The organism is cf. Phormidesmis sp. LEGE 11477 (assembly GCF_015207105.1).
Classification (GTDB): Bacteria; Cyanobacteriota; Cyanobacteriia; order Phormidesmidales; family Phormidesmidaceae; genus Phormidesmis.
On record NZ_JADEXO010000127.1, the window covers coordinates 1 to 16,212 of the forward strand.

Here is a 16,212-nt window from a genome sequence, read left to right on the forward strand (position 1 = left end):
TCGATGAAATCAATCCTTGTCTGAAGATGATTCCTCAGGATGCTGCCAATTTTGAGGGCTAGAAGCTATACGTATTAAAGGTTGCAGCCTTAGCGGGGTTTTCTGTTCCGTTACTACTCAAACCCCGAGTCCCAGCAACAACCTAACTATCTCCACTTCAAGTCTTACAAGCAGTCTTAAGAGTTTCAGAAGCAGACTGTCACAACGTCTCACGATAAGACGCAAAGAAAATTAGTCCAAAAATAGCCCTTCGACCTTCTTCGCTATCGAGAAGACCCCACGAATCACCGATTTTATTGAGATCTAGCCATAGCAAAAGCTAGGTAGCTAGCTGCTCGATCTCGCAACCAGTCACGAGGTTTGGGGGGTTTGAGCGGTCTCGCATAAGATCGGCTGTCACATCTGCTGCCGCGTTTTAGAATCACGTTAAAGTCACGTTAAGTTAGCGGTTGTTTTTGATATAGTGGTCGGGTAATCCTTTTGTAGTCAGGCTTTCAGGTCAGCGCCCGTGCCCAAGCGAACAAATCCTACCTGTCTGGACTGTGGGCTCAACTGGTCCCACGAAGCGGCGGCTGGGCGGCGCTGCTTTGTTGGTAGAGCCTGCATATCGAAGCGCTCGCGCTATCGCAATCGGGCGGATGACCTAGAGCGGCAGGCGGCGGCGAACTCGCGGCGCAAGCAAACGGGTAGCAGCAGTAGACGAGTGTTGCAGCTGCCGATTATCGGCCATCGCACACCGCCCAAGATTCAGCTGATTCTCTATCGCGACACGAAGGACAGTCCGGTCCATGCGATTGCTGCCAAGGTTTGGGACGACGGTGAGTGTGTGGCGGAAGTTGAAGCTCAGCATACGATAGGCGTTCATCAGAATAAGCTGCGCGAGACGCTCAAGCAGTGGAAGGCGGTGCTGCAAGCCGAGTACGGCGAGCAAGGTGAGGTGAAAATCTCTAGCTTGCCGGTGAAGCACTGTCCGATCTGTCAGCAGGCGGAGAGCGACAGCGATGTTGAGTAGGGAGCTAGAACAACGGCTCGATGGCTGGATGGCAGAGGTGGATGCTTTCTGCTCGGCGGCGCATGAACGGCTAGATGAGCTAGAAGCCAGTGGGAAGGAGCCAGTGCTAGACGATGAGAGTTTGGAGGAGCTAGTCAGTTCGGAGGTGCCCTTCTACTTCAGTACTGACAGTCTAGAAAGCGAACTTGAAGCAGGTGAACCGCAAGAGCGGCATCGGCAGCTGAGACTTGGTTTACAGGTCGAGCCAGTAGAGGAGATGGCTGCGCCGATGGATGCGATTGCCGCTGTGCTCGACTTGGCGCATGCGGAAGAGGTGGATGTGTGGCAGCGGGCGATCTCATCTGCCATACCAAAGACGGTACCGATTGGGTTCAAAGAACTGCTGGCGATCTCAAAGATGCAGCCAGTTGAACTGCTCATTGGACTGTTGCTAGGTCCGTGGCGGCTTGAGCAGGAGGAGTTCTACGGGGAGATTAGGGTGTGGCCGGAGAGCTGCTAGATGCGATCATCCCCGCAGCTACGCTTCTTTCTCAGTCGCTTTGTTGCTTTGGAAGTGCTGCTGAAGCGTTAGTAGAACAACTTTCGACGCCAGGTACTTGGCTCGCTTCTTCTTAGAAGCCGTTGCCTCACCGCTGAAGCGCTGACCATCTGCACAAACCGTGCAGGTACAGATAAACTCTGGCGTCTCGCCCTCGAACTCATACTCTGGAAAGTCCCACACTAGCGTTTGACAGAGCTGCTGCAAGAAGCCAATGAAGTTCTGTCCGTCCTTGAGCTGCTTCATCAAGAGAGGATGCGATATCGGCGCGGATGCCCGTTCAGGTTGACTCGTTTGTTCTTCGACAGCGGTAGCGGCTGGAGCTTCTGGTTCTTCTATTCCTATGCGCTCGCCGTGGTGGAACCACCTTTGCAGCTGCACAAGCATTCCTCTCGCCGCTTCCTGTTTGGCCTTCTTCTTCTGAGTGGCGGTTGCTTTCGCGGTGAAGTCCTGCTCTTGTACTGGAGCTGTACAGGTGCAGATGAAGTCAGAGCCTGCCTGCGTGAACTGATACGCTGGCATCGCCCAGCCTAGAGACTGCGAGAGTTCTTGCAACAGTCCGACGAAGTTCTGCTCGCCTTCTAGCGGATAGTTCAGGGTTGGATGATCAGTGGGGGTGGTCATTTGAACGGGTTCGGTGTCTTTAGGCTGGTTGTCTTCTGCTTGAGTAGGGGCGGTCTCATCTTTGGTAGGGGCGATCGCAGTTTCAGGAGGGGTGATCGCAGGTGGCTCTGACGGTTGACGCTGCGCTGGCGACACTAGCTTATCGAAGACAAACGCTTCGAGCCACGTCAAACAGGCGCTGTGGCGAGCACTCTGTTTGCGCTGACTTTGAGCAGGCGTATGGGTGGTGACGACTTCTCCTGCGATCGCAACTTCAACCCAGAGCGAAAAGGGAGGTGTGTCTTCGCTGGCTTCTACATAGGTGAGCTGTTCCCAGGAGTCCTCCTGGTCGGTGGCCATGACCAGTACGCTGGTCGCATCTGCTAGGCGCTGTTCTAGTGCGGCTAGAATCTGGCGCTGTAGGGTGAGATCTTTACTATGAATGAGCAGCAGGTACAGCGACTGGATAGATAACTCATTCTGCTTTAGGCGCAGCTGCGCGGCCGCTAGAATCGGCTCGAAGTTGTTCTCTTTGGCGGCGTGCTTGACCAGGTTGTCGAACGCTTTGGTTGAGAGCGCAGCTAGGGTAGTCGCCTCTGAGCTCTGTATCTGCTTTTGGTAGCTGCGCTGGTGCCGTTGTTTGAAGAAGGCTTTGGTCTCTGCTTCTTCTTGTTGGCTAAGCGTGGCGATGTAGGTGCAGAGCTGTTCTAGTTCAAACTTGCGGTAGGGATGAGGCTGGTCGTGGATTAGGGCTTTGATGATGCGGTGGTTGAGCAGGTCAGGTAGACGGCGGATCGGACTGGTGAAGTGGCAGTAGGCGGTTAGGTTTAGGGCGAAGTGGCCGACTAGGATGGGGCTGTATTCGGCTTTGTTCAGCCAGTTCTGTAGCTTCTTACGAATCAGCTCCATGTTACCGGTGGTGAGTAGCGCCTGCATGATCTGTTGGCGTTCGGGGGCGATGGTTCTAGCGGTGTGGTTGCGGTAAAGGGCAAGCACGTCTCGCTTGGCGAACCAGTGCGCGACGGCGCGGTTAGCAAGGATCATGAACTCTTGAATGATCATCTGGGCGCGAAACAGTTTGCCTTTGGATACGAGCACCGTACCGTTTTCGTCTATCCAGAAGCCCGCTGCGTTGAACTGCCCGCCGATGGCCCCTTGGTTACGGCGTTCGTGGTTGAGTCGTTCTGCCCAGGTTTGGCACTGCTGTAGTTGTTCGTAGAAAGGATGGGTTGGGCTTTGGCAGGCTTGGTCTACTTGCTCGTAGGTGAAGCGTTTGGCGCTGACAATCCAGGACTCGAAGATGTCGGTGGCTTCGATTTCGGCCTGGTGGTTGAGGGTGACTTGAATGGTCAGTGTGGGTCGAGGTTGGCCTTCTAGCAAACTGAGCTTATCTTCGGACAGCGCGGGCGGCAGCATGGGAATGTTGCCCCGGCTCAGGTAGCGGGTACGGGTGCGGGCCAGGGCGACTTTGTCTAGGGTAGTGCCGACGGTGACGAGTTCTGAGACGTCGGCGATGTGGATTGAGGCGATCCCTCCTGTTGGGGTGGGTTCGAGATGGATGGCGTCATCGAGGTCTTTGGAGGTCGGGCCGTCGATGGTCAGTCCTTGCACCTGGGGGCGTTGCCACAGGCTATCGGGCAGGGTGAGGGCGGCGGCTTCTGTGATCGCTGCTGACCAGGCTTCTTTCAAGGGGGTGGCAGAAGTGGGGGTGATCGCCATACTTGAAACGCGAACAAATGGAGATAGGACACTAGACAAATAGCTGTTCTAAAGGCTATCCGTGGTGAATCTTAGCTTGCTTCTTGGCAAAGTTTCATGCCCGTTAGCAGTTTGTTGCCTGTACCGCTGCTTGTTGTTTGAGTGGGTAAGTTCTACTGGCTATCGTTTAGAAGGGCTATCGCAGCAGGCCAGCTCTAGACGAATGAATCTATCTAGAGTTGATTAAAAATCCTACTTGAAACCTACAGGGCAACCAACGAAAGGGTTGCAAGCCTTAAAAGGTAGATGTTAGTACACAAGCATATACGAAGATTCGCACTGATACACTGGCATCAACCGCATAGTTCTTCTTGCATCCTTACTGCTGTACGAGCTCACTCAAGGCTACTTGCTGCTTGAATGACTTCTTCGCCGAAGCACAACTTTAGGCTATCGACCAGCGCTAGAGCCACATAATTGTCTGGGCACTAAGATCAGTACGAAGGTATCGACTGATGCGGGTATGAGAAAGAGAACTAATACCTCGAATGTCTAAGGTCAGGGACGACGCACTTCCAATCTTCTGTCACGTCTTCAGCCGTCCGAATCGTCATCACTGATATTGAACAGTCGCGATTCGAGTGATTGCAATAAAGTCTATATGGATAGCAGCATATTAAAGATCTACGCCAGATAGAGTTCATGGTTTGCTGTAAGTAGATAGAAACTTTAAAGTGCGTCTCCAAGCTTGCTCAAATGCCTCAGGGCTGTAGCCATCACCATACTCATTAGCAAAGGCGTGCTTCGCTGAATATCGGTAAAACTCATAGGGCACTTGCCCTTCTTGCAGCCGATTCTCTAGATCATCAACCTGACTGGTAGGAAAAAATGAATCTTCCAGTGCAAAGTGCCCTTGTAGTGGAATTGAAATAGCACTTACATCTCCTGCTTCGGAGGGTGGGACGCCGTACCAACAGATTGCAGCAGTTGCCTCTGGAACGTGTATTGCAGATAAGATCGTCAAGGCACCACCCATGCAAAATCCCATGATGGCAACACTAGAACTCTGCTGTTTGAGAAATTGAGTAGCTCCACGAATATTCTGAGTGGCAGCATCACCAAAGTCGAGAGCGTTCATTAGGTGCTCAGCTTCGGTAGCTTCTAGTGTCACCTTTCCCTGATACAGATCAGGAACTAGCACGCGATATCCCTGCTCAGCCAGTCGATCAGCAATCTCTTTGATTTGCTTATTCAGCCCCCACCACTCCTGAATAACGACGATACCGGGTGCTTTACTATCCACTGAACTAGCACAGTAGTAACCACTGCACACGCCTCCGTCTGGGCGATTGAAATTCGTAAGCTTGCTCATTAAAATTCTTCTATGACAACCAGCAGTGCTAGCTAGTAACTATAACCTTATAGTGAATGAGCGGTAGAAGTTAACTAATAACTAGTTCGGTTTTCGAGAAACAACAGCTGCAAAAACAAAATAGATTAGTCTTCTATCTATCTAACTGAACCCAAGTTCCAGCGGTTTCTTGTAGATCACTGAGTTGAACGGTCTTCTTTGTCCGAACTTTGGTCATTAAAGAAAGTAGGTAGTTTTGGGCCTCTACAGGGTGAACTGAATCAAGTTCAATACGATCCTTCAGAAAATAAGCAGGCGTTACCAAGCTATCAATATTATCCAAGTCCAGGTCAGACATGGCTGCTCCCAGATATAGCTTTTGAGCATCTTGCCAGTCGAGAGATTGAAGTACTGACATTACGGTGTCATCTACCTTACCTTGGACCTTTTGTATAAATGTTCGGAATGCTTCTTCATCCGTGATTGATTCTGCAACGTGAGCATATTTACCGCGCATATCGGTCCTAAGATATCCAAAAGTAGGAATTCTATACAGTACTAAATGATCGATGACTGAAGATCTCTCAATTGCGGTACAGACAGCGACCATAGCCCCCATCGAATTTCCTAACAACCCAACGGGCTGGGAGAAGGACTCCGCAATGAGTACCGAGAGCTCTGTCCCATAATTCTGCCAGGTTAGGCTTTCACCCAGAACCTTCGAAGGCAAAGGATTTTCGCCGTATCCAGGAAATGTAACAAACCCATCTACCAGATCTCTCAGCTCTTCTGGCGGCGTAGGAGTTCCTAAAAACTCGCCAATATATAGTCTCAAAGTGTCTGTGTTTCTGTGAGGACAAAGCGTGAGACTAACTTTTCCGAAAGGTGAGTTATCTATTTCGATCAGCTCCATTGAATTAGGTTCAATACCAGAAATGTATTTTTATGTATTTATGCTTAGAGTCTCCCATACATCAGGAAAAGAGGTTATTAATGGGAAATCTGTCAGTTTTGGAAAAAGTGGCTTAATATCTCAGCGGAATTGACAGAATCGGCGGTGAATATACATCTGACCAAGCGTTCTACAATTATTACAAATTTTAACTATGGCCTCTCTCAAACAGCTCTCCTTGAGCGGCTACTACGATATTGAGTTTATTTTAAGCCAAGCTGGTATCAACCCGAACGATGCTCACCGCATCTGTTATGAATCACTCAAGCAGTTAGGTCGTCTTCCGGCTGTCATAAAACAGCAAGGAGAGGATTATAGAAGTTGGACATCTTTTTCTGACGATATCAGTCCCACGCAATGGGAAAAGTTTTTTCATAAGAAGCACCCTGTTCCCAGCAGCACCTATCTTGCATTTTGTAAGATGGCTCAGTGGTTGGATACAAACAAAGAGTTTGACATAAAAGGTTCAGAAACTTTTGATCTATGTACTCCATCAAAGGCCTGTATCACATTTCGACAGTGTAAAGAGCAGGTAGATCGACTCTTAGACCTTGCAAAAAAACGTCTCCTCATAGAAAGCGAGTCTCCGGAGGAGCAACTCAAACTATATAAACAATCTCTCGGTATCAAAAACAAAGAATTTCTTATTGAGCCTGAGCACGAACATCGATTAAGACCCGAACATATATTTTCTGACTCTATGGAGCTAATCGAAGGAGGGGCCATACTCCAGATTCGCCTGAGAGCTACGGTGGCTATGCCCGAGTACAATAGCTTTCGTGATATTACGTGGGGCTTCGCGATGGTCAATGTGAGGACAGGCTGTAGTGAGCTGCTGTTAGACAATCGGCCTTTCGTCTGGGAAGGGCAAGAGGTAAGGGTATCGAATAAAACCATAAGAAGAGTTAGGTTGCCGGAAGGTATTCGACTAACAGCAAAAGCTATCACTTTACTGAAAGAGGCATGCGTAGAGTGTCCAGGACAACAACGAGTATCTAACTTTGGTGGATGGCTTAAGGACACAAACCTCACCATATTTAAGAAAGAATATCTAAAGTGTAAAAGAGAAGGGATATTCAATGAGCGTCAGAGTCAACAGCAAGCTCTTCTGAAAACACCTTTCGGCAGAGCACGGAACAAAATTGGCATTAGTCAATTTGACATACGAGTTATGGAGAAGGACGAAAAAGGAGTACCTAAAGCAGTCTTAGTGAAATCTGCTTGTATCCCAGGGCTAGAGGACTTTGCAGCATAGGTGCTAATCATAAAAAGCAGTACTCGGGGTAACATCTCAGCGCTGAAAACAGCAATCCTATCGAAGTTAAAATCAAATCTGGACAGCAGATATCATGCTCAATCAGGAGCAGTTGAGTAAACTAAAAGCTGGTGCTGAAGAATGGAATCAATGGCGTCTTAGGACTGATGATGCTCACATTTCTCTTCAGAATGCTGATCTCAATGGTATTCATCTCGAAAACGTCAACTTAAGCAACGTTGACCTAAGGCAAGCTGATTTTAGAGGAGCCAACCTTGAAGGTGCGAACCTTACTGAAGCGAACCTCAATAGAGCTTGCTTCAACGGAGCGAATCTCAGTAACGCAGTGCTTGAGCAGGCTCCGATACACGAAGCTGAGTTTATTGGTAGTAGACTCGACAAAGCTATCTTCTGTAACTCTTACCTCGTGAAAGCTGACTTCTCAAATGCCAGCTTGAGGGGGGCTGACTTTAGTCAAGCTTCTTTGCAAAGAAGCATTTTCTCAAATGCAGATTTGCATCACTCGTGTTTTAAAGAGGCTGACCTCATCTATAGCCAGATGAGGTCAGCCTCTCTAGTAGATGCCAACTTGCAGGGAGCTAATCTACAAGGGGCTAATTTAAGCGAAACAGATTGTGACGGTGCCAACTTTAGTTGGTCTATTCTAAAAGATGCCAACTTAACTAGGGCCACCCTGCTAGGAGCTAATTTCACTGAAGCTAACTTTACGGGTGCTTGCTTACAGGATTGGCATGTTAACAACTCTACTAATGTGGAAAGAACTTGTGCTGCGTATTTTTATACTGAATCTTCTCTTGACCCTGAAACAGGGGAAGCAACTTACTCAGAACGCAGGCCGTATGATGGGACTTTCGGTCCGGACGAATTTTCGGTTTTACTACAAAAATCTTTTGATACAGTTGATCTTATCTTTAAGGATGGTATTGATTGGCAAGCATTCTTCGAAACATTCCAACAGCTCAATATGCAATATCAAGAGAATAAAATCTCTATTCAGACTATTGAGTGTAAAGGTAGAAACTTCGTTATTAAGATAAAAGCAGATGCCGACTCTGAAAGAAAGGGCGCTATTGCTGCATCAGCGAAAGAAATTTATATTCAAAACACTAAGAGACTGGAGGCACAGATAGAAAACTATGAGAAGCTAATAGAGGCGGAAAAGCAAGAAAAGTCAGCACTGATGAGATTTATGGAAACTATGGCAGAGAAACAAAGCTCAAAATACGATCTTCGCGGAGCCAACGTAGGTAGCTTAGTAGATACGGCACAATCTGGAAGTCGTGTTCAAGCTATCCTACACAACTATGCACCAGAGAAACGAGAAAGTTTGGCAACAGCTGCAAATGAGATTCAGGAGCTATTAGATCAACTGTCAAAGAGCTATCCCGGAACTGAAGTACCTATGCAAGCAGTTGCACAGATACAAGCGAATCCAAAAATGATGGAACGCATTGTGGGCGCTCTAAGAGGAGGTGGCAAGGCAGCGATAGAAGAATTGGTCGACCATCCTGCACTCAGTATTGTGCTTGCAGCTATTGAAGGTGCAAGCAATCCGACGTGAATCACTCTATTCCTATACTAACAAGGTCTCGTATGCCTCTCCTGATGGAGCGATCACGATAACAGATTGAGCAAGTCGAAAGAATGCTGCGGCGATCGCTCTATCAGGAGAACTCATCCTGTTTCTGAAGGTGAATATACTACTATCGAAGTCGAAACGAGGTCTGAACTGTAGGACTAAGAACGAAAAATGGCTTGCCCAGCTAACACTCTGAGGCATAGAAGTGGACTGTCCATCTTTCTGTTGAGGCTAAGAGTACTTCTTTCGAGATCGTTGGAGAAGCTTCATAGCACCAGTCATGTTCAAACGCATCTGCATAACTTCCACACTACATCCATAATGAGCGGCCGCTGCTCGCTTATCTATTCCTTTACTTGCGATTCTCCATGCAGCCTCCTTTGATACCAGTAAAGCAGGTCCTAGCCAGTTCGCTTCGTCTTCTAGCACCTTCGGAAAGTTCCGACAGCCGGATTCGTCGAACGGTTCAAGAGGCTCATGTCCTAGTATCGTGTGCGCCAGTTCATGACTCATATTTGCAGCTTGCCGCTCAGGTGAATGGGAGTTGTTGACTACTATGAGTCTCTTCGTGCCATAGAACACGGTGGCAGCAGAGAAGCATTTCTGGTCAGTGTGCATTAGGTGATACACGCTTTCTGCATGTTTCTCCTCAAAAGCAGAGAGTGTCACAACAGGGATCTCCAAGTGTTCAGCTAACCTCCAAGGGGAAAGAGGATCGTAGGGCTCTAACCTCAGTTCTACTCTATAGTCTCGAGCGTATTCGTCTGATTCCTTCTTGAAACCGTGCCTATACTTTTTTGCCATTTTCAATTCTCACGCAGTTGTTCGTAAGCAGCTCTCAAGATGGCTTCTATAGCATCTGCGCTTTGTTCAGAGAGGTTAGAGTCGGCTCTCAAGTAAGCAGTCATAGCAGGTAGGGAATCCGACTTCAATTTATCAACGTCGGCGTGTTTGATAAACGCATCAGTACTCAAACCAGACCATGCTGCTAGAGCTGCCATGCTATCTACATCAGGGCGTTTTCCTTGTGCCATGCGCGTAAGTGTCGAGGCACTCACCTCAGCCTCTTTCGCGACCTGCTTCCAAGTCATATCTTTAGACCGTCGCTGGTCGTCTAGAGCCGTGTAGAAAGCTTCAGCATCAAATTTACCTTTAGGCATTTGAATCTCCGATTGCAGTATTGCAATTTTTTTGATTTATGCAATACAATGGGGCTAATTGCAATATTGCAATTATATACCTGATTAGAAATTGAGGAAAGACTATGACGAACTTGACTGAAGGGACAGCTAGAAGAGCAATTAGAGAAGAGATACTAGATGAGATAGCTGACTTGACAGAGTATGCTCAGCAAGGCACACGGCCTCCTCGCTGTCGTGGCTACCGTGTCCGTATCAATAAAGAACGCTATGTATTCAATAGTCCTCACGTTACCGGAGCGGAGGTCCTAGAAAAGGCAAACCTCACACCGCCCGAAAACTACACGCTTCGAGTGAAGGTAGCTGGCCAGCGCCCTAGAAAAGTTGGCCCCTGTGAAAAAGTTGACCTTCGACAGTTAGGTGTCGAGAAGTTCAAAGCCTTGCCTCGCGATCAGCGGGAGGGGTAGCCATGAACTTACGACGACAGTTTCGTCTATTGCCAGCAGACGAAACCTTTTTGAATGAGTATGGTTCACCTTGGGAGACGGTAGTGGATAGATCGCAGTGGGTTATTCTTCACAACTTTAAAACCCACAGAGGATACGGCCACAATTCGGTCTCTATCGCAATTCGCATGCCGACTGGATACCCACGAGCTCAGCTAGACATGGTCTATGTCTATCCCGTACTGAATAGAAGGGATGGACATACTATCGGATGTACTCAGACAAGGCAAAGCCTAGATAGCAAACAGTGGCAGAGATGGTCCCGCCACCGCACTTCGGCTAACCCCTGGAATCCGCAAGAAGACACCTTAGAAACACATATTTACCTTATTGAGGACTGGTTCGTCCGGGAGTTTGAGAAATGTCCAGAAAAAGCCCTAGCGTAAGTCTGCGTATGAATGACTCGCAGCATACGCAGATGCATAAGATTCTCTTTCCTACGGACGGCAAAGAAGCAGTAGCGATCGCACTTTGTAGTAGAAGAACAGGAGAACATCACCGTCTGCTAGTTCGAGAAGTTCATGCTGTGGGTCCAGAGTTTTATTCTTACCGTTCTGAAGATCAAATAAGTTGGTCAACCGATTGCCTTGAACCACTTTTAGAAAAGGCAGAACAGGATGAGCTATCGGTCGTAAAGGTTCATAGTCATCCTGGAGGATATGCCAACTTCTCAGAGATAGATGACGATAGCGATCACAGGTTGATGCCAGCCATCAGAGGATGGGTCGAGGCGGATGTTCCTCACGTCACAGCAGTTATGCTACCTGATGGTCAAATGTTCGGACGTGTCTTGTGGAGGGGAGAAGACTTTGAACCACTGGCATGTGTTGCAGTGATCGGTGCTGACCTTAAGTTCTGGTACGACAATAGTAGCGCTACGCCTGTTGGTGATTTCACAGCCTCACATGCACAAGCCTTCGGGCAGGGCACAACCGAAAGGCTACGTCGTCTTTCGGTTGCGGTAGTTGGCTGCTCAGGAACAGGTAGCCCAGTTGTAGAGCAGCTTGTCCGATTAGGCGTAGGTGAGATTGTTCTAGTAGACGACGATCACATTGAAGAGCGTAACGTCAATCGAATACTCAACTCTACTACCTTGGATGCTCAACAACAGATGTCTAAGGCTCAAATGCTCGCCGATAGCATCAACAAAATCGGGCTAGGTACTCAGGTTCGTGTGTTCTCTAAAAATCTTCGGGATCGAGACGCCATGAGAGCAGTTGCCGAATGCGACGTTGTGTTTGGTTGTATGGACTCTCTCGAAGGGCGCTTTCTACTCAATACTCTAGCCACCTACTACACACTGCCATATTTCGATCTTGGTGTTCGTCTGGACGCTGTGCCAGAAGGAGAGGCGAGAGGCGAGATCAGAGAGGTCTGTGGTACAGTCCACTACTTACAACCAGGTCTATCTAGTCTGATGAGCAGAGGACTGGTGGATATGAATGAAGTTCAGGCAGAAGGGTTACAGAGGACTGACCCAGAAGCTTATGGTCAGCAGGTCAAAGATGGCTATATTAGCGGGATTGAGGAGCATCGTCCTGCGGTCATCAGCGTAAACATGCTTCTTGCTTCACTAGCAGTGAATGACTTCCTCGCAAGGTTACATCCATATAGAGAAGAGCCTAATAGCACCATTGCTAGCATAGCTGTCAGCCTAAGTAGTTTGGAGATTTTCGTAGATCCCGAGGAAGAACCTTGTCCTATGCTTCAAGCCTTTGTGGGACATGGTGACTGCTCACCCTTATTAGGATTGATGGAGCTTATGGAATGAAACGTTCTATGAAAGCGCTACTACGATGGGTATCTGGCTTCATCGGTTGGTTGCAGAAGCTAGTTTCTCGGCCTTACCGTAGCTGTATAGTCGAGGGAGAGCTACCTAATCGACTGCGCTCTAGATATGTGTACATCGTCGAAGAAGAAGGCTATAGAGAGCATGTTTCAATGCTCTGTCCATGTGGGTGTCGCCAAGTCTTACACATGAACCTACTGTCTGATGAACGTCCTTGCTGGCAGGTAACTGAGCACTCTAGTGGAACAGTAACTCTGCGTCCCTCAGTGTGGCGAAAGAAAGGTTGCTCTTCACACTTTTGGTTAAGAGATGGACGTATACATTGGTGCTAACCCATCTGATTTCGAGATTAAATCTATTTTGAGGAAACGACTAATGGCTAGAAAAAGAGTATCGGTTACAGGTCAGGACAATACTGGGCGAAACACTGCGTTTAGGGATAATTACACAAGCACAAACATGTCACGGACTCAGTTTGTAAGTGCCATCAAACAAGGGCACTACGCTAACTACCACATACGGAACATAGGCGGAGTCGAAACTCCAGTGTCTAATCCTGACCAGTCTAGCAACAACAATCTCGGATAACTTTACGTCTTATTTAGAGGTATAAATTACCCGTAGTTCGCTGAAACTGCGGGCAATTTATAGCTATATGAAAAGTCTCATTATCTAGACGATACTGTTGGCGAACTAAATCTCAAACGCTGAAACAACGCAAACTCGTTAGTTGAGCTGAGGTGCTGAGAACGGATTTACGGGGCTTGAGCCACTGCTATGGAGTTCGCCAACAGTATCCTAGACCTTTTGAGACATAGTAGAATGTGTGTCTCAATCAATGTCTCATAATAGCGTTCTCAAAACGTCTAAGATGTAAGTAGACGTTTGAGGTAGATCATGTCCACGGTTGGCTATGCGCGGGTCAGTTCTGTCGGGCAAAGTCTCGATGTGCAGCTCGATAAGCTCAAGGACTGTGAGAAGGTATTTCAGGAGAAGCGAACAGGCACTTCTAGTACTCGGCCACGGCTGAAAGCTTGTCTGGAGTACGTTCGCGATGGCGATACTTTAGTAGTGACTCGCCTCGATAGACTGGCTCGCTCTACGCTGCATCTGTGTCAGGTGGCTGAACAGCTTCAGGAGAAGGGCATCAATCTGAAAGTAATCGACCAAAGCATTGATACGAGCGATGCCACTGGGCGACTGCTGTTTAATATGTTAGGTGCGATCACACAGTTCGAGACGGAAATTCGTGCCGAGCGGCAGATGGATGGCATCCGCAACGCGAAAGCGAATGGTGTTCATCTAGGTAGACGGAAGCATTTGACAGAAGATGAGCAGGTAGAGCTGCAACTGAAACGGCAGGATGGCGCTCTCATCAGAACATTGATGGAGGAGTACAACCTCTCGAAGGCTAGTGTCTATCGCTACCTAGACGGCATCACCGTTACGCAATCCTAACAAGCGATAGTGAAGCGGCGGCTTGTGTCCGTTGGTATAGCATAGGCTCAGACACAACCTACACAGAAAGTATTCTATGGCGCAGCCGTCTTACTTCAAACAGCCTTTCGTTTGGCAAGGGCAGCAACGGCCCGTCGAATTGCCTCAACGCCTTACTTACAAAGCAATCAATACGCTAGATGCCGATGAGTTTATAGCGATGTTTGCTAAAGTTAGAGCAGAGTCTCTTGACAGAAGCGACCAGCAACCAGTTGCACAGCAAGGCGCTGAACAGGCGACTAGACAGTTTATTGCTGAGGCAAAAGGAAACGGGTTCTTCTATCAGGAACAATGGTGGCAAGTGGGTATTGATAGCAACGGTCACATCGTTGGCTTTGTACTGCCTGTCATCTATGAAGGCTATGCCAAAGATGGGTTAGAAGAAGCGACGCTCTACTACATCGGCGTTCTGCCCAAACATCGTCGTCAGGGCTACGGCGTTGATCTTCTACTAGCAGGGACTAAAACGCTTCAGGAAGTCGGCGTGTGGCGTATCTTCTGCGATACGGATGTCCAGAACAAAGCGATGATTACGGCTTTTGAGAAAGCAGGCTATGAGCGAGCTGGTGACCCTTACGAGCGTCCTCTATGATGCTTTGCCCGTGTGTCTTAACCTGCGTTTGTGGCACATAGAATATGGAACCAGTTGTGAGACAGCCAAAATGTACGAAACTCGTCTGCGATCTCAACGTCTGTAAACTGTCGCAAAAAGGGGCCTTGTAAGACGTTAGCGCAGAGGCAGTTTCCTAGGCCCTCTTGTTGATCTAACCGTGATTCGCTTGTCATGTTCTGATAACTTATTGATCTACGTGAGATGCAAGATGTTTGTGTCCAGCATAAGCGTAGTAGTAAGGAGATGTTTTTATTGTTTCAGTAAATTCTATCTTTGTTTTTACAATGTCTAGCAATTTTGAACCGAGATTCCCCCCACTGAAAGCTATCGAGAGAAATGGAGCATAAGGTAGATTTGAGTTAAACAATAGTGATGCGACTAGGACGTTGCCTGCTATGTCAGCGCCTTTGAACCGTTGGTCTCTAATGTATTTAGCTACGATAGCTGTAATCTCTTTTGCTTGCTCATCAATCTGCGTCAACGTAGCTATAGCATCCTGCTCCGAAGAAGATTGATATAGGATCTTGACTACTTGTGTGTACAAATCAAATGATTGTTTATGTTTTTCTCTAAGCTCAAGAATGTACTCATATGGTTCTTGCGATAGATTCAGAATCGAAGCAAATGGAAGGAAAGAGGATTTAACTGGCTGAAAAGAATCTATTGGTCTTATTACTTCCTTCGCAGATACAGTTAAGTCTGAAACGTCTCTGGTGCATCTTTCGGGTGAAGAATTGATTTGGCATTGATTATTGTTATCAAAGACATGTACAGAGCTAGGAATTGGCAATAACAATCCATCCTCTATTAGATTTTTATATTTCATGCAGAAGCTTGAAAAGCCTCTAAATCCCTGCCAGTGAGGCTGATCAACCCCTTCGTCAACGTCCCAAATATTATCGAAGCCTAACCTTGGTAGTGTAACAATCACTTTTTCAGCGTAAAGCAATCCAAATGCCAAAGCATTACTATCTGATTCGTCGAGGTTTATGGAAATAACAGTTTTAGTCGGGGATTTTAGATCTCTGAGTAAATGACTAACATCATTATCTACTGAAAAGTCTTCAAAAACCTGACTAAGCCTAAGAAACTCAGATAGACGATAGCCCGGTCTCTTATCGTTACTTAACCGGTCACCGACAGCTAAAGATGCTTCTAATATCCTCGAAAAAATTGAGTCTGATTGATTACTATGCATTATTTAATCGAAGGTCACGTTACCAAAACAAGATTTCTTAGAATCAACTTACTCGTAAACTTACTCGTAAAGTATAACTAATGTATGAACCCCAGTTAGTTGGTGCTCGTATCCCTGATTCTCTCAAATAACGAAAATCGTCACTGGAAATAGACTCACTGCTGTCTCACAAGTAACCATCGTTTTATTGAATGAGACGGATGAGACACGATTTTTAGTCCACTCTTAAGACGTAGAAATCAATCACAAACGCTTTATCAGCAAACGGATTTGACCATTTTACTCCTTCGCCTAGTTGCAGATAACAGCAACTAGTCAGCGTTGTCCTGCAAGGGGGTACCAACTTAAGCCGGGACACCACCAGCACATAAGGGTTTGGGCTGCTGTAGTTTGGCAGAGCGCCGAGGCATAGGCAACTCGCCGACGTGCGCTAGCATCCATTCAAAAGGGTCAGGAAATTC

Annotated in this window: 16 protein-coding genes; 10 read left to right on the forward strand and 6 right to left on the reverse strand. The window is 47.5% G+C overall.

Going from position 1 to position 16,212, the window contains the following annotated elements:
• Positions 1-508: 508 nt before the first annotated feature.
• Both IQ256_RS24365 and IQ256_RS24370 read left to right on the forward strand, forming a co-directional pair.
• The gene (locus tag IQ256_RS24365) at positions 509-1,012 is read left to right on the forward strand and encodes a hypothetical protein (RefSeq protein WP_193858288.1); all 504 of its coding nucleotides are present in this window, start codon (positions 509-511) and stop codon (positions 1,010-1,012) included.
• A complete protein-coding gene (locus IQ256_RS24370) occupies positions 1,002-1,511 on the forward strand; it encodes a hypothetical protein (protein ID WP_193858289.1) in 510 nt (169 codons plus the stop codon). The genes IQ256_RS24365 and IQ256_RS24370 overlap by 11 nt, the downstream gene beginning before the upstream one ends.
• Positions 1,512-1,529: 18 nt before the next feature.
• Here IQ256_RS24370 and IQ256_RS24375 read toward each other — a convergent pair whose 3' ends face one another.
• From IQ256_RS24375 to IQ256_RS24385, 3 genes are all read right to left on the reverse strand, one after another.
• Entirely contained in the window at positions 1,530-3,872 is a 2,343-nt protein-coding gene (locus tag IQ256_RS24375) for an RNB domain-containing ribonuclease (protein ID WP_193858290.1), read from the reverse strand.
• Between the two features lie 679 nt (positions 3,873-4,551).
• Positions 4,552-5,223 (reverse strand): dienelactone hydrolase family protein, encoded by a 672-nt coding sequence (locus tag IQ256_RS24380; protein WP_193858291.1) that lies wholly within the window; start codon positions 5,221-5,223, stop codon positions 4,552-4,554.
• A gap of 133 nt (positions 5,224-5,356) precedes the next feature.
• Positions 5,357-6,115 (reverse strand): hypothetical protein, encoded by a 759-nt coding sequence (locus tag IQ256_RS24385; RefSeq protein WP_193858292.1) that lies wholly within the window; start codon positions 6,113-6,115, stop codon positions 5,357-5,359.
• Between the two features lie 193 nt (positions 6,116-6,308).
• Between IQ256_RS24385 and IQ256_RS24390 the strand changes: the two genes are divergently transcribed.
• Together IQ256_RS24390 and IQ256_RS24395 are read left to right on the forward strand one after the other, a co-directional pair.
• The gene (locus IQ256_RS24390) at positions 6,309-7,409 is read left to right on the forward strand and encodes a hypothetical protein (RefSeq protein WP_193858293.1); all 1,101 of its coding nucleotides are present in this window, start codon (positions 6,309-6,311) and stop codon (positions 7,407-7,409) included.
• A 94-nt stretch (positions 7,410-7,503) separates the two neighbouring features.
• Positions 7,504-8,991, forward strand: a complete 1,488-nt coding sequence (locus tag IQ256_RS24395; RefSeq protein ID WP_193858294.1) for a pentapeptide repeat-containing protein — start codon at positions 7,504-7,506, stop codon at positions 8,989-8,991.
• A 249-nt stretch (positions 8,992-9,240) separates the two neighbouring features.
• Here the strand turns inward: IQ256_RS24395 and IQ256_RS24400 are convergent, their stop codons facing one another.
• Together IQ256_RS24400 and IQ256_RS24405 are read right to left on the reverse strand one after the other, a co-directional pair.
• A complete protein-coding gene (locus IQ256_RS24400) occupies positions 9,241-9,813 on the reverse strand; it encodes an ImmA/IrrE family metallo-endopeptidase (RefSeq protein WP_193858295.1) in 573 nt (190 codons plus the stop codon).
• Positions 9,814-9,815: 2 nt separating this feature from the next.
• Positions 9,816-10,169: a helix-turn-helix domain-containing protein gene (locus IQ256_RS24405; RefSeq protein ID WP_193858296.1), complete on the reverse strand. Its 354-nt coding sequence runs from the start codon at positions 10,167-10,169 to the stop codon at positions 9,816-9,818.
• Between the two features lie 104 nt (positions 10,170-10,273).
• Here IQ256_RS24405 and IQ256_RS24410 point away from each other — a divergent pair, with 104 nt between their 5' ends.
• The 6 genes from IQ256_RS24410 (at position 10,274) to IQ256_RS24430 (ending at position 14,532) form a co-directional block, all read left to right on the forward strand.
• On the forward strand, positions 10,274-10,615 hold the full coding sequence (locus IQ256_RS24410; protein ID WP_193858297.1) for a multiubiquitin domain-containing protein: 342 nt from the start codon (positions 10,274-10,276) through the stop codon (positions 10,613-10,615).
• 2 nt (positions 10,616-10,617) lie between these two features.
• Complete coding sequence (locus tag IQ256_RS24415) at positions 10,618-11,040, forward strand: E2/UBC family protein (RefSeq protein WP_193858298.1); 423 nt, start codon at positions 10,618-10,620, stop codon at positions 11,038-11,040.
• Positions 11,041-11,048: 8 nt separating this feature from the next.
• The gene (locus tag IQ256_RS24420; protein WP_228025233.1) at positions 11,049-12,425 is read left to right on the forward strand and encodes a ThiF family adenylyltransferase; all 1,377 of its coding nucleotides are present in this window, start codon (positions 11,049-11,051) and stop codon (positions 12,423-12,425) included.
• Positions 12,426-12,595: 170 nt separating this feature from the next.
• Positions 12,596-12,775, forward strand: coding sequence for a DUF6527 family protein (locus tag IQ256_RS30545; RefSeq protein WP_370623541.1), 180 nt, complete (start codon positions 12,596-12,598; stop codon positions 12,773-12,775).
• Between the two features lie 565 nt (positions 12,776-13,340).
• Positions 13,341-13,901 carry a recombinase family protein gene (locus IQ256_RS24425; RefSeq protein WP_193858299.1) on the forward strand — a complete coding sequence of 187 codons (561 nt, stop codon included), beginning with the start codon at positions 13,341-13,343 and terminating at the stop codon, positions 13,899-13,901.
• 76 nt (positions 13,902-13,977) lie between these two features.
• Complete coding sequence (locus IQ256_RS24430) at positions 13,978-14,532, forward strand: N-acetyltransferase (protein ID WP_193858300.1); 555 nt, start codon at positions 13,978-13,980, stop codon at positions 14,530-14,532.
• 205 nt (positions 14,533-14,737) lie between these two features.
• Here the strand turns inward: IQ256_RS24430 and IQ256_RS24435 are convergent, their stop codons facing one another.
• Positions 14,738-15,751 (reverse strand): hypothetical protein, encoded by a 1,014-nt coding sequence (locus IQ256_RS24435; protein WP_193858301.1) that lies wholly within the window; start codon positions 15,749-15,751, stop codon positions 14,738-14,740.
• Positions 15,752-16,212 lie beyond the last annotated feature (461 nt).

Bases quoted from the DNA above. Each gene is read 5' to 3' on its own strand.
- IQ256_RS24370 (WP_193858289.1), top strand. From the start codon at position 1,002: ATGTTGAGTAGGGAGCTAGAACAACGGCTCGATGGCTGGATGGCAGAG.
- IQ256_RS24375 (WP_193858290.1), bottom strand. From the start codon at position 3,872: ATGGCGATCACCCCCACTTCTGCCACCCCCTTGAAAGAAGCCTGGTCA.
- IQ256_RS24380 (WP_193858291.1), bottom strand. From the start codon at position 5,223: ATGAGCAAGCTTACGAATTTCAATCGCCCAGACGGAGGCGTGTGCAGT.
- IQ256_RS24385 (WP_193858292.1), bottom strand. From the start codon at position 6,115: ATGGAGCTGATCGAAATAGATAACTCACCTTTCGGAAAAGTTAGTCTC.
- IQ256_RS24390 (WP_193858293.1), top strand. From the start codon at position 6,309: ATGGCCTCTCTCAAACAGCTCTCCTTGAGCGGCTACTACGATATTGAG.
- IQ256_RS24395 (WP_193858294.1), top strand. From the start codon at position 7,504: ATGCTCAATCAGGAGCAGTTGAGTAAACTAAAAGCTGGTGCTGAAGAA.
- IQ256_RS24400 (WP_193858295.1), bottom strand. From the start codon at position 9,813: ATGGCAAAAAAGTATAGGCACGGTTTCAAGAAGGAATCAGACGAATAC.
- IQ256_RS24405 (WP_193858296.1), bottom strand. From the start codon at position 10,169: ATGCCTAAAGGTAAATTTGATGCTGAAGCTTTCTACACGGCTCTAGAC.
- IQ256_RS24410 (WP_193858297.1), top strand. From the start codon at position 10,274: ATGACGAACTTGACTGAAGGGACAGCTAGAAGAGCAATTAGAGAAGAG.
- IQ256_RS24415 (WP_193858298.1), top strand. From the start codon at position 10,618: ATGAACTTACGACGACAGTTTCGTCTATTGCCAGCAGACGAAACCTTT.
- IQ256_RS24420 (WP_228025233.1), top strand. From the start codon at position 11,049: ATGAATGACTCGCAGCATACGCAGATGCATAAGATTCTCTTTCCTACG.
- IQ256_RS30545 (WP_370623541.1), top strand. From the start codon at position 12,596: ATGCTCTGTCCATGTGGGTGTCGCCAAGTCTTACACATGAACCTACTG.
- IQ256_RS24425 (WP_193858299.1), top strand. From the start codon at position 13,341: ATGTCCACGGTTGGCTATGCGCGGGTCAGTTCTGTCGGGCAAAGTCTC.
- IQ256_RS24430 (WP_193858300.1), top strand. From the start codon at position 13,978: ATGGCGCAGCCGTCTTACTTCAAACAGCCTTTCGTTTGGCAAGGGCAG.
- IQ256_RS24435 (WP_193858301.1), bottom strand. From the start codon at position 15,751: ATGCATAGTAATCAATCAGACTCAATTTTTTCGAGGATATTAGAAGCA.